Annotated in this window: 13 protein-coding genes and 1 tRNA gene; 11 read left to right on the plus strand and 3 right to left on the minus strand. The window is 66.3% G+C overall.

The window, feature by feature from the left end; translation table 11 throughout:
• The first annotated feature begins 15 nt into the window (after window positions 1–15).
• The 3 genes from orn to WFK36_RS11150 all read left to right on the plus strand — a co-directional run bounded on the left by orn (window position 16) and on the right by WFK36_RS11150 (window position 1404).
• Window positions 16–615, plus strand: coding sequence for an oligoribonuclease (gene orn / locus WFK36_RS11140; protein ID WP_205331466.1), 600 nt, complete (start codon window positions 16–18; stop codon window positions 613–615).
• Between the two features lie 111 nt (window positions 616–726).
• Window positions 727–799: transfer RNA gene (locus WFK36_RS11145), tRNA-His, on the plus strand.
• An 83-nt stretch (window positions 800–882) separates the two neighbouring features.
• A complete protein-coding gene (locus WFK36_RS11150) occupies window positions 883–1404 on the plus strand; it encodes a potassium channel family protein (protein WP_336791688.1) in 522 nt (173 codons plus the stop codon).
• A 3-nt stretch (window positions 1405–1407) separates the two neighbouring features.
• Here the strand turns inward: WFK36_RS11150 and WFK36_RS11155 are convergent, their stop codons facing one another.
• Window positions 1408–2196 (minus strand): ArsR/SmtB family transcription factor, encoded by a 789-nt coding sequence (locus tag WFK36_RS11155; RefSeq protein WP_336791689.1) that lies wholly within the window; start codon window positions 2194–2196, stop codon window positions 1408–1410.
• Window positions 2197–2323: 127 nt separating this feature from the next.
• On the opposite strand from WFK36_RS11155, the gene WFK36_RS11160 reads away from it, so the two are divergent.
• The 4 genes from WFK36_RS11160 (at window position 2324) to WFK36_RS11175 (ending at window position 6675) form a co-directional block, all read left to right on the plus strand.
• On the plus strand, window positions 2324–3223 hold the full coding sequence (locus tag WFK36_RS11160) for a Rossmann-fold NAD(P)-binding domain-containing protein (protein ID WP_336791690.1): 900 nt from the start codon (window positions 2324–2326) through the stop codon (window positions 3221–3223).
• Between the two features lie 54 nt (window positions 3224–3277).
• Window positions 3278–4930 carry an SLC13 family permease gene (locus WFK36_RS11165; protein ID WP_336791691.1) on the plus strand — a complete coding sequence of 551 codons (1653 nt, stop codon included), beginning with the start codon at window positions 3278–3280 and terminating at the stop codon, window positions 4928–4930.
• A gap of 130 nt (window positions 4931–5060) precedes the next feature.
• Window positions 5061–5405 carry a YciI family protein gene (locus tag WFK36_RS11170; protein ID WP_336791692.1) on the plus strand — a complete coding sequence of 115 codons (345 nt, stop codon included), beginning with the start codon at window positions 5061–5063 and terminating at the stop codon, window positions 5403–5405.
• A gap of 10 nt (window positions 5406–5415) precedes the next feature.
• Complete coding sequence (locus WFK36_RS11175; RefSeq protein WP_336791693.1) at window positions 5416–6675, plus strand: RNA polymerase sigma factor; 1260 nt, start codon at window positions 5416–5418, stop codon at window positions 6673–6675.
• On the opposite strand, the gene WFK36_RS11180 is transcribed toward WFK36_RS11175, so the two are convergent.
• Entirely contained in the window at window positions 6665–7756 is a 1092-nt protein-coding gene (locus WFK36_RS11180) for an AI-2E family transporter (RefSeq protein ID WP_336791695.1), read from the minus strand. The two genes, WFK36_RS11175 and WFK36_RS11180, sit on opposite strands and share 11 nt — an antisense overlap.
• Before the next feature lie 21 nt (window positions 7757–7777).
• A complete protein-coding gene (locus WFK36_RS11185; protein WP_336791697.1) occupies window positions 7778–8839 on the minus strand; it encodes a 2,3-butanediol dehydrogenase in 1062 nt (353 codons plus the stop codon).
• Window positions 8840–8907: 68 nt separating this feature from the next.
• Here WFK36_RS11185 and WFK36_RS11190 point away from each other — a divergent pair, with 68 nt between their 5' ends.
• The 4 genes from WFK36_RS11190 to WFK36_RS11205 all read left to right on the plus strand — a co-directional run bounded on the left by WFK36_RS11190 (window position 8908) and on the right by WFK36_RS11205 (window position 12056).
• A complete protein-coding gene (locus WFK36_RS11190) occupies window positions 8908–10260 on the plus strand; it encodes a YhgE/Pip domain-containing protein (RefSeq protein ID WP_336791698.1) in 1353 nt (450 codons plus the stop codon).
• Window positions 10261–10416: 156 nt separating this feature from the next.
• Window positions 10417–10812, plus strand: coding sequence for a hypothetical protein (locus WFK36_RS11195; RefSeq protein WP_336791700.1), 396 nt, complete (start codon window positions 10417–10419; stop codon window positions 10810–10812).
• A 7-nt stretch (window positions 10813–10819) separates the two neighbouring features.
• Window positions 10820–11617 (plus strand): hypothetical protein, encoded by a 798-nt coding sequence (locus WFK36_RS11200; RefSeq protein ID WP_336791701.1) that lies wholly within the window; start codon window positions 10820–10822, stop codon window positions 11615–11617.
• Between the two features lie 76 nt (window positions 11618–11693).
• Complete coding sequence (locus WFK36_RS11205; RefSeq protein ID WP_008378935.1) at window positions 11694–12056, plus strand: NADH-quinone oxidoreductase subunit A; 363 nt, start codon at window positions 11694–11696, stop codon at window positions 12054–12056.

Here is a 12056-nt window from a genome sequence, read left to right on the forward strand (position 1 = left end):
ACTACAGTCGACACCGTGCAAGACAAACTCGTATGGATCGACTGTGAAATGACCGGCCTCGATCTGGGCTCGGACAAGCTCATCGAGATCGCCGCACTCGTCACCGACAGTGACCTGAACATCCTCGGAGAAGGCGTCGACGTGGTGATCCACGCCGACGACGAGGCGCTCGCGAACATGCCCGACGTCGTCACCGAGATGCACGCGAAGTCGGGGCTCACAGAGGAGGTCCGCGCGTCGACCGTCACCCTCGCCGAGGCCGAGGAGATGGTTCTGGCGTACCTCCGCCAACACGTGAGCGCGACCGGCACCGTTCCGCTCGCGGGCAACTCGATCGCGACCGACCGCGGTTTCATCACGCGGGACATGCCGCGCCTCGACTCGTTCCTCCATTACCGGATGGTTGACGTGAGCTCGATCAAGGAGCTGACCCGTCGTTGGTTCCCCGCGATCTACTTCGGGCAGCCGCCGAAGGGTCTGGCGCACCGTGCGCTCGCGGACATCCGCGAGTCGATTCTGGAGCTGCGCTACTACCGTGCGGCGGCGTTCGTGCCCGCCCCCGGCCCCGACTCGAAGACACTCGAGAAGATCGTCTCGGACCTCGGTCCCGCCTGACGCCTGGAAACACGCTGGTCAGAAACCGATTGGCCATGATCGGTGGAAACCGGCTAGAGTATGACCCTGGCCCGGCCAACAGTGTGTGAACACTGGGAATCCGCGCCGATGGTGGCTGTAGTTCAGTTGGTAGAGCACCAGGTTGTGATCCTGGCTGTCGCGGGTTCGAGTCCCGTCAGCCACCCCGAACAGAACGCCCGACCGGAATTTCCGGTCGGGCGTTCTTTCGTTCACGCCGTTGGCCCGAGCTGTGGAACAGTTCAGTGGATGACCCGTACGGACGAGCCCGCGTCGGACAACCGGCGTGTATGGCCGGCACTGCTTCGCCCGTTGGGCGCGATGATCGTCCTCCTGGCCGGCTACTTCGCACTCCCCAGCGAGCCGTCGCCGGGTGCGCTCGTGATCGGATGTCTCGCCGTCCTGGCCGTGTGCACATGGGAGGTGCGGCACTTCATCCGTTCGACTCGACCTGTCGAGACGGCGATCGAGATGCTCGCCGCAGGCTTCTCGTTGTACCTCATCGTCTTCTCGGCGTCGTACTTCTTGATGAGCGTGCATTCGCCCGGTGCCTTCGCCGAACCCCTCACCCGGGTCGACGCGATCTACTACTGCCTCACCGTTTTCACGACCACCGGGTTCGGCGACATCGTGCCGATCACCCAGGGTGCTCGGATCGTCACCAGTCTGCAGATGGCCAGCTCCCTGATCCTTCTCGGCCTCGGCGTCCGGTTCGTGACCGTCATGGTCAAGGAACGGCTTGCCGAGCGCGGCCACGAGCACCGTGCGTGACACTCACTCCAATGTCCACGGCTCCTGAGGGAGCACGTCGCCGGTCTCCAGGAGCGTCTTGAGGTTCGCGAGCACGGCGGGCCACCCCTGACTGATGTCGCGCAGGTCGTTCGCGCTCTGCAGGTTGGTGTGCGTGACAGTGAGTTTGACGATGTCGCGGCCCTGCTCGATGTCGAATGCGACGACGCTGATCTCTGCGTCGGGATCATCCGCGACGGCGGGATCACCGAAACCGAACACCAGCCTCGTGGGCCGATCGGTCTCGATCACGCGACCCGTCACATCGACGGTGCCGGAACCGTCGATGCGGACGTGATCGACGCGGCTGCCCACCTGCCAGTCGGACGTCTGCGCGTGACCCCAGTACCGAGCCGTGATCTCCGGATCGGTGAGCGCGTCCCAGACCTGGTCCGGAGTGGCCCGGATGTAGGTGGTGTAGACGTAGTCGGGAACTGGACCCGCTTGCTCCGTGGTCATGAAACTCTCCTCTGCGTGTCGTTTGACGGAGGCGAGGACCGCCAGCGTCGGCTCTTCGAACTTCCAGATCCAGCGCTGCTGGATCTCGTGGATGGGTACGGCGTTCAGGTAGTGCAGCTTGCGGCGACCGTCTCGGATCGATGTGACCAGCCCTGCCTCGTCGAGCACCGCGAGATGTTGACTGACCGACTGCCGTCTCATGTCGAGGCCGTCGCACAACTCCCCCAGCGTCAAGCCGGAACGCTCATGAAGCATGTCGAGCAGGCGACGTCGACCTGGGTCGGCGAGCGCTTTGAAGACGAGGTCCGCATCCACCCTCCAATAATGCAGGTAAATACCTGCATATTGCAATGGGCACGTCTCCGACCTGCCCAGACAGCCTCGACGTTGCCCGTGAGACACAATGAAACAGACCCTGCGACGCTGATTGGAGAGGGATTTCGTGAAAGCACTCCTACTCGGAGGACGAGGCGCCGTCGGCACTGTCGTCCGTCGCGAACTCGAACGTTCCGGACACTCGGTGACGGTCGCCAGCCGCTCCAGCGACACGCCCGTCGACCTGCACGGTGATCTCGACACCTTGTCGGAGTCGGCGATCGACCACGACGTCGTGATCAATACGTCCGGGGTGGAGCGAGCCGACCTGGCGACAGCGGTCGGCGACACACCGCTGGTGGACATCTCGGCCACCGGGTCGTACCTGGCGGACCTCCGACGGTCCGCCGTGGGGCTCGTCGTCCTCGGCGCAGGACTGGCACCGGGCCTCTCGACGCTGCTCGTGTCAGACGTCGTCGACGCTCCGGGTGACGCCGTCGACGTGTTCGTCATGCTCGGCGCAGGCGAGAAGCACGGCGCGGCCGCAGTGGAATGGACCGAGGGCCTCATCGGGTCCGACGTGTTCGCGCCCCCGGAGTCGGGCAGAGTGATCAACCTTCGAGAGTCCGTCCGGGCGACCGGACCAGACGGAGTGATGCGACGCTATCTGCGTGCCGACTTCCCCGACCACGTTCTGCTCAGCGGCGACGGCGGTCCGACGGTCCGGACCTACTTCACCCTGACCTCTGCGCCGATGACGTCGTCGCTCGCCCTCGTGGCGCGGATCCCCGTGCTGCGCCCGACACTGCGGTGGGTCCCGCCCATCGGATCGGACCGCTGGCACGTCGCCGCCCGCAATCGACGCACCGGCACGGAGCGCTCGGCGTCCGGGGCCGGTCAATCTGAGGCCACCGGTGTGCTGACCGCCCTCGCCGCCGAGCGTGCGGCCGTCCACAGCGGCCATGGCGCGGTGACCATGGCCGACGTCATGACGCTCTCCGAGGCGACCGCCGCACTGAACGCCTGACTCCCCTCGCCGTCGACGGGCAGACGACCCGAACAGAGCCGGAATTCTGCTCCAGTGCAATGGGTCGCCGCTGTTCTTGTGATCGCCACCTTGGTCGTGATGACGGCGGGGTGGGTGAAACCGGTGATCGCACTGGGATCGGCCATCGTCATCGCCGGACTCATCGGGATCGCACCGCGCAGCGACCTGTTCGCAGGCCTGTCGAACGGCGGCGTCATCACGGTCGGCGCGATGCTCGTCATCGCGAAGGGTGTCGTCAAGACCGGCGTGGTCTCCCGCGTGACACAACGCCTGCTCGCAACGGTGAACTCCGCGGGCCAGGCGTTCCGTCGCCTCGCGCTGCCCGTCGGCGTCGCATCGGGCTTGATGAACACGACGCCGATCGTCGCCATGCTGATCCCGGCCAGCAGGCAACTCGAACAGACTCGTTCGATCCCCGCACGCGAGATCATGCTGCCGATCGCGCACCTGACCACGCTCACCGGATCGATCACTCTCATCGGCACCAGCTCCAATCTGCTGATCGCGGGCATCGCCGGTGACAGCGACGTCGAGATGGGCATGGTGTCGTTCGGGATCGTGGCGCTGCCGGTCGCGATCGTCGGAATCATCGTCATCGCGGTGACCGCGCCACGGATGCTCGCGGGCAACCGCGACGGCGAGCCTGCCGGGCTCGACTGGCGGGTGGAGATCCCGGTGGGCGAACGTGCCGTGGTGCTCGGGAGGACGGCGGACTCGGTCGGAATGGCGACCGCCCGCGACTACGTTCTCGACTACGTCAAACGCGACGGCGAGTACCTTGCACCCGACACGACGATCGAGTCCGGCGACATCTTGATCTACCACGCCACCGAAGCAGGCATCCCAGCGATCTGGTCGAGCCCCCACTTCGGTCTCGAACCGGAGCGCCTGTACACCGTCTCGGTGAACACCGGCGAGGTCGGCACTCTCAACGACATGACCGATGACGACATCACGGTCATCGCCGCGCGCACCGACGTCTCGCTGCGCCGCACTCCGCTCGTCCCGGGAGCCACCTGCTATCTGTCGGCGCCGTCCGCTCACGTTGTTGCGGACAGCGACTTCGTCGCACTGTGGCAGCAGGCCACCAGCCGAGCACCGCAGCCGAAGAACACCTGGAAGGCTCTGCTGATCCTGGCCGTCGTGGTCGGGACGGCGTCTGCAGGCCTGGCCCCGATCGAGTACACGTCTGTTGCGGGCGCGATGCTCATGGTCCTCACCGGAGTGTTGTCTCCGCGATCCGCCGGGCGGGCCCTCGACTGGCCGGTGCTGTTCACACTGGCCGGATCCGTCGGTCTCGGCGCGATCGTCTTGTCGAGCGGGCTCGCCGACACCCTCGCCGAGGCCATCCGATACCTCGTCGGCGGCAAGTCGTTGCTGGTGGTGGTCGTCTTCGCGGTGGCGACCACGATTCTCACCAACGTGATCTCCAACGCCGCGGCAGCGTCGATTCTGACCCCTGTCGCGATCGCCATCGCTCACGACGTCGGAATGAGTCCGGTGGTGCTGTTGGCACTCGTCGGCACGTGCATCTCGTTCACGTTCCTCAACCCGTACAGTCACCAGACCAATCTCATGGTGATCGGCCCGATCGGCTACTCCACCAGGGAGTTCGTGCGGTTCGGTGTTCCGGTGCTGGTCGCGGGTGTCGTCACCGCGATCGGCGTCGGCGCCGTCCTCGCCTGACACTGCCGAAAAGAGATTCTCCGACCCTGTCGATATCGAGCCGTCCCGTCCGTCACCATGGTGTCGAGCCGCTCGGCCCGACGACATGCACCTCAGTCACATTCACTGAGCGAGATCAACAGGAGGACACATGAAGTACGCACTGCTTCTCATGGGCCACGTCACCGACCCCGACTGCGGACAGGAGGGCGGGGCATCTCCGGAGGAGTTCTTCGCCTTCGACGAGGAGATCACCGCCGCCGGGGTGGTCGTCAGCTCGTTCGCCCTCGAGGACGAGCGCGTCTACGTCCACAGCGACGACGCAGGCGACCGCGTCATCGCGGCGTCCGGGCCCTTCGCCGAAGTCCAGGAGTTCGTCGGTGGTGGCTACATCATCGACGTCGCCGATATCGACGAGGCGATCGCGTGGGCTCGGCGCAGCCCCGGATCGGCGCCCGGTGGGCACGTGGAGATCCGTCCGCTCGCCCCGTACTGACCCGACGGTCATGGACGATGTGACGCGGCGGGCGGTCGCCGCGATCGACCGAGAGACCCGGAGCCGCCTCCTCGCGACGTTGACGAGGCGGTTCGGGGATCTCGACCTCGCAGAGGACGCTCTGCAGGACGCGATCACCCAGGCGATGACCACCTGGCCGACGACGGGGGTGCCGGACATTCCCGACGCCTGGCTCACCACCACGGCCAAACATCGGGCGCTCGACGTCGTTCGCCGGGCGAACGTTCTCACCGGCAAGCTCGCGCGCATGCACGTCGAAGCCGACAGATCCCCGATCCCGCCGGACTTCCTGGACCCCGGCGAACGCCCCGACCCAGCGCCGATAGTCGACGACAGGCTCGGCATGTTCTTCGCGTGCGCGCACCCCGTGCTACGGGCTGAGGACCGGATCGCCCTCACCCTGCGGTTCGTCGCAGGCCTCTCGACGGCGGAGGTCGCGCACGCGCTCCTGCTTCCGGTCCCAACCGCGCAGCAGCGGATCGTGCGCGCCAAGAAGCGAATCGGCGCGCTCGGGGTGCCGTTCACGCCACCGCGCCACGGCGATCTCCCGGATCGACTGCCTGGCGTCCTACGCGTGGTCTACCTGCTGTTCGCGGAGGGATTCGCCAGGTCGACCGGAGACAGCCACGTCGACGACGACCTCACCGACGAGGCGATCCGGCTGGCCCGGATCCTGCACCGCCTCCTCCCGTGCTCCGAAACGACGGGGCTGCTCGCACTCCTGATCCTCACGCAGGCCCGTCGGCCGTCCAGGATCGACGTCGACGGTCGCCCAGTGCCCCTCGCCGACCAGGACCGCACCCGGTGGGAACGTTCCCTGATCGCGGAGGGCACCTCCCTCGCCGAGCAGGCGGCGTCACGACCGGACGCCGGACCGTATGCGATTCAGGCCGCGATCGCCGCAGTGCATGCCGAGGCCCCGACTGCGTCGGCCACCGACTGGCCGCAGATCGCAGTCCTCTACCGGCTCCTCGAGGCGGTCGATCCCGGGCCAGTGGTCCGCGTGGGACGGGCGGTCGCCATCGGACGCGCGTTCGGACCGCAGCGCGGAATCGCTCATCTCAACGGCCTCGCCGACGATCCGGCCCTCGACCGCTACCGCCCTTTCCACATCGCGCGTGCGTTGACCTACGTCGAGCTGGACGACCACCACGCCGCCGCGGCCGCGTACCGGCGCGCTCTCGACCTGCCCGGAAACCGGGTCGAGGACGGCTACCTCGCCGAGTCGCTCGCCGGGCTCAGCCTGTAGTGCTCGCCGCTCTGAGACGTCGGACTTCGGCGACGGATTTGACCGTCGCAGCCACGACAGGCGGTCCGAGGACCATGCCGATCATCCCTGCGATCGCTCCCCCGATGATCGTCGACAGCAGGACGAGCACCGGGTGGATCTTGAGCGACGTACCGAGAGCCCACGAACTGACTGCGCTCTGCACGGATCCGTTCGACACGATGAACGTCGCCAGCATGATCAGAGCCGCCGTTGTCCCACCGGACCCGAGCGCGATCAGCACGACGACCGCACCGGTGAGCCAGGCGCCGACGTAGGGAAGGAAGGACAGAAAGAAGTACAGGATGAAGATCGGAATCGGCAGCGGGACACCGAGGATCAGCATCGGGATCATGAAGATGGGCGCCGTGATCACCGCGGTCTTCGCCGTTCCCGAGAAGTAGCCTCGCACCGATTGACGAGAGAGGTCCGCGACGGCCGACACCTCGATCGGGTCGAGTCCGGCCCGCGCGACCCACGCCGGGAACCGGTAGCCGTCGCGCAGCACGAAGAACAAGAAGAACAACGAGAAGAACGTCCCGAGGATCAACGACAGCAGTCCGTAGAACGTGCTGGTCACGACGCCGAGGACACCTTGGCCGAGTTGCGGCGCGTAATCGGCGACAGCGGTTCGAAGGTGTTCTGCCGCCGCGGTGTCCAGGTCGTGATCGCGCAACCATTCCAGCAGCGTGTTCCACCCGACCATCAGCTGGTCGTAGATCTGCGACCATTGATCGACGATGCCGAAGACCACGAGGGCGACCAGACCTCCGGCGACCACCACGGCCGCGAGCATCACCAGGAGTGTTGCGACGACCGGAGGAACCCGACGTCGGCGCAGCACCGCAGCCGCCGGCTCCAGAACAATTCCGAGGATCGTGGCGATGATGAGCGGCACGACGATTCCACTGATCGCGCTGATCGCGGCGGCTGTCAGGACAACCAGGATGACCACACCGATGATCGACCAGCTCAGCGCTCCGATCGACCGCACCGTGTCGGCTGCGGAACGAGTGGTCGCGGTGTTCAGATCGCCCGGCCTGTCGGATTCGGTCTCGGTCACCCGCCAACTGTAGACCGCCTGTCAGGCCCGCGGGTCGACGATGATCTTCACGTGGTGTTCGTTGTTGTTGATCAGCTGGTCGTAGCCCTCGGAGACGAGGCCGTCGAGTCCGATACGGCCAGTGATGAACGGCGCGAGATCGATCTTCCCCGACTGAACCAGCGCGATGGTCGCCGGATGATCATTGGAGTAGCCGATCGTTCCGCGGAGGTCGATCTCCTTGAGCACCAGCTTCGGCATGTCGACCTCGGGCTTGTGGCCCCAGATCGACACATTGACGATCACCGCTCCCGGGCGCACCGCGTCGAGCAGCATGTCGAGGACGACCGGCACCGATGAGCATTCGAAGCCGACGTCGGCGCCTCGACCGCCCGTGAGTTCCCGGATCCGTTCGGCGACGTCGCCGTCGCGCGGATCGAGGACGTCATCGGCGACACCCGTGGACCGCGCCATCTGCTTACGCGCCTCGGACAGCTCTGAGATGTACACCGTGAGCCCTTCGGCCTTGAGGACCGCCGCGGTGAGCAACCCGATCGGTCCGGCTCCTCCGATGACGGCGACGTCGCCGGTCCGCGCACCCGAGCGGACGTAGGCGTGATGACCCACCGACAACGGCTCGATGAGCGCGGCTTGGTCGAGGGGGATGTCCCCGATCGGATGCACCCAGCGGCGTTCGACGACGATCTTCTCCGCCAGTCCGCCCCCACGGCCGCCGAGTCCGATGAAGTTCATGTCCTTCGACAGCTGATATGCCTCGCCGGGGCCGGTGTCGACGTCCTCGCCGACGATGTACGGCTCAACGACAACGTTCTCCCCCACCGTGAGATCCGTGACGCCCTCGCCGAGTGCGGTGATCGTCCCGGAGAACTCATGTCCGATGACAACGGGCGCCGACTCCCCTGAGATCGGGTGCGGGCAGCCGGACGGCGGGATGAAGATCGGCCCCTCGAGGAACTCGTGCAGGTCGGTGCCGCATATGCCACACCACCCCACGTCGATGGCCACCGTGCCCGGCTGCACCGGCGGCTCGGCTACGTCTTCGATGCGGATGTCGTTTCTGTCGTGGTATCGCGCTGCTCTCATGTCGACACGGTAGGAGCGACAGCCCGATCCGCTCCAGGGTTGCGATGCGTTGCAATTACCATCGATGCGTGACCGACGCCGAAACAGATCAGCCCCAGCCGCCGACCGACGAGCCTGTCGTGGAGACCGACGACAGGGACGGAGTCCTCCGCTCGTGGCGTCTGTGGATCGCGCCGGTGATCGCAGTGCTCGTGGCGATGTCGGCGATGGCAGGCCTGTATCTGGGCAGCATCCTCGACCCGGTGGGGAGCCTGACGTCGTTCCCGATCGCCGTCGTCAACGACGATGAGGGCGCCGTCGACCCGACCGGCGCACAGCAGAACTTCGGCGCCCAGATGGAGGCGACGGTCAAGGAGAAGGTCGACCCCGACAAGGTCTCCCTCGAGGATCTGAGCTGGGATGACGCGCAGGAGAAGCTGCGCGACGGCAAGGTCTACGGCGCGATCCGAGTTCCGGCGGACTTCACGGCGAAAACACTCGCGCTCGCCGAAGGGTCGGTGACGCCCAACGCCGTCGAACGTCCCCAGATCATCGTGTACACGAATCCTCAGTCCGGAACGCTCGGGAGTTCTCTCGTCACGGCTCTGAGCAAAGAAGCGCTCGCCGAGATGAACAAGCAGCTCGGTCAGCAGCTGACCGCCGCGGTCACGAAGCAGGCTGCAGCCGCCGTCCCGCCGCTGACCATCACCGGCACGGCGTCGATCGTGCTGTCTGCACCGATCGACATCGTCACGACGGCATTCCAACCCCTGCCTACCGGCACCGGCATGGGTCTGTCGGCGTTCTACTTCGCCCTGCTGGTGCTGCTCGCGGGCTTCACCGGTGCGATGCTGATCAACTCGCTCGTCGACTCGACTCTCGGCTACATCCCGTCGGAGATCGGTCCCCGGGTCATCGTCCGCAAAGCCATCGGACTCACCCGGCTGAGGGTGTTGCTGATCAAGTGGGCGATCATGGTCGTCACCAGCCTCGCCGTATCCGCGGTGTACATCGGCATCGCGACCGCACTCGACATGCCGATCGATCATCCGTGGACGTTGTGGCTGTTCAGCTCGCTCGCCGCAGCCGCGGTCGGAGTCACCGCGCTGGCCGTCGTGTCGGCGTTCGGCACCATCGGCCTGCTGATCAACATGTTCGTGTTCATCTTCCTCGGCTTGCCGTCCGCAGGCGCGACGACGCCGATCGAAGCGGTCCCCGGATTCTTCGCGTGGCTCTCGTCGTTCGAACCGCTGCACCAGGTGTACATGGGCATCCGCGCGATCCTCTACTTCGACGCTCGCGGCAGCGCGGGTCTGACGCACGGTCTATGGATGACAGTCGCGGGCCTCGCCATCGGCGTCGCACTCGGCGTCGGCGTCAACTGGTACTACGACCACCGCGGCCTCGCCCGCGCCGGCGTCCAGGTACTCGACAAGACCTAGACGTTCGATTGTGAACGTTGTGCCGCAGAAGTCACGTGAGGGTGGCGGACGAAACGCACCTCGGCGTTACGTTCATGCCAGGTCGCGATTTTCGTGATCCCTGGGAACTGCACGATGGGCGGAACAAGCGCGGTCGGCTGAGTTACTGTCGGACTCGTGAGCACGACACAGGAACGGGTGACTCTGCGCGTCGTCGTGTACTCCGACGATTCAGGCACACGTGAGCAGGTGATCGGGGCGCTCGGCGAGCGCCTGCACCCGGAGTTGCCCGACCTCGAGTACGTCGAAGTCGCCACCGCGCCGATGCTGCTGTCCCATCTCGACAGCGGGACGGTGGACGTGGCCATCCTCGACGGCGAGGCCTCCCCCGCCGGAGGCATGGGCATGGCGAAACAGATCCGCGACGAGTACAGCCCGTGCCCGCCGTTGGTGGTGCTGGTGGCCCGCGAAGCCGACCGGTGGCTGGCCGACTGGTCACGGGCCGACGCCGTCGCGCAGGTGCCGGTGGATCCGATGCGGTTGTCCCGCACGCTGGTCGACCTGCTGCGATGATGGGCGGATGACCTTCGCCTTTGCACACCGGTCCGACACGACCGGCCCACGGTGGACTCTCACCTCGCCGGTTTCCGCAGGTGCAGGCGACGGCCGCACGAGACTCGGACTGCTCGCTGGAATCGCAGCACTGCTGACAGTCGCTGTGTTCACCGCGCCGCCTCTGCTCGCGGGCGCGACAGCCGCGCAACGCGACCTCCCCGCAGCGTCGCGCGATGCATTCGCGTCGTTCTGGGCCGGTTCGACGCCGCCTCTCGACGACCTCGCTGCATACTGGTCGCGTTTCCATGCAGCGAAGGCCGTGCTCGCAGCACTGCTTCTCATCGTCGCGGTCCAACTCTCCAGAACTCTCGCGCGGCGATTCTCGGCACGCAGCGGCCGGCTCCGATTCGTGGACGCCGCGGCCTCAGCGTCCATCATCGGATCCACGCTCCTCACCGGCCTCGCGGCGGTGATCCTGCTGGCGAACCTGCAGGGCACGATGGTTCCGCGTTCGTCGCTGTTGTCGGCCGTACCCGCGGGTTCGCCGCACCCGGCCGACGTATCGGCGCTGGTCGACGATTTCGGGCGCTACCACCTCGTGATGGCAGTCCTCGCCGGCGTCGCCACCCTGGTTCTCGCCGTCCTCGCAGTCCGGGCGTGGCGGTCGCGACACCACGCCTCGATGCGCGCCGCCATCGTGTCCAGGGCCTACGTCGCGACCCTCCTGATGTGCGCCCTGGTGGCCGCCCTCGTCACCGCGGCGAACGTGTCCACAACTCTCGACCCGGCGTTCGCGTTGGAAGCGGTGTTCACCTCGGTTTAAGCCGAAAGCGCCCACGGCACACACCATTCCGTGCGTATGGTGTGGTTCAAGTCACACAGTGGGGAGGCTAACGCGGATGAACGTCTACGCACCGATCCTGGTTCTCGGCGCGATCGCCGCCGCCTTCGCCATCGTGTCCGTGGTGATCGCGTCGATCGTCGGCCCGAAGCGTCGGAACGCCGCCAAACTCGCCGCGTACGAGTGCGGAATCGAACCTCTTCCGCCCGCCGCCGACATGGTCCAGCGCTTCCCGGTGAAGTACTACCTGACGGCCATGCTGTTCATCATCTTCGACATCGAGATCGTCTTCCTCTACCCGTGGGCCGTCGCCTCAGACACCCTCGGATGGTTCGGCCTCCTGGCCGTTGCACTCTTCATCGTCAACGTGTCCGTCGCGTACGCCTACGAGTGGCGCCGCGGCGGACTCAGGTGGGATTAG

Source organism: Gordonia malaquae (assembly GCF_037148075.1).
In the GTDB taxonomy this organism is placed as follows: domain Bacteria; phylum Actinomycetota; class Actinomycetes; order Mycobacteriales; family Mycobacteriaceae; genus Gordonia; species Gordonia malaquae.

What these genes read in the sequence shown, in the direction of transcription:
- WFK36_RS11185 (WP_336791697.1), bottom strand. Translation starts at nt 8,839, where the DNA reads ATGAGAGCAGCGCGATACCACGACAGAAACGACATCCGCATCGAAGAC.
- WFK36_RS11175 (WP_336791693.1), top strand. Translation starts at nt 5,416, where the DNA reads ATGGACGATGTGACGCGGCGGGCGGTCGCCGCGATCGACCGAGAGACC.
- WFK36_RS11170 (WP_336791692.1), top strand. Translation starts at nt 5,061, where the DNA reads ATGAAGTACGCACTGCTTCTCATGGGCCACGTCACCGACCCCGACTGC.
- WFK36_RS11200 (WP_336791701.1), top strand. Translation starts at nt 10,820, where the DNA reads ATGACCTTCGCCTTTGCACACCGGTCCGACACGACCGGCCCACGGTGG.
- WFK36_RS11205 (WP_008378935.1), top strand. Translation starts at nt 11,694, where the DNA reads ATGAACGTCTACGCACCGATCCTGGTTCTCGGCGCGATCGCCGCCGCC.
- WFK36_RS11150 (WP_336791688.1), top strand. Translation starts at nt 883, where the DNA reads ATGACCCGTACGGACGAGCCCGCGTCGGACAACCGGCGTGTATGGCCG.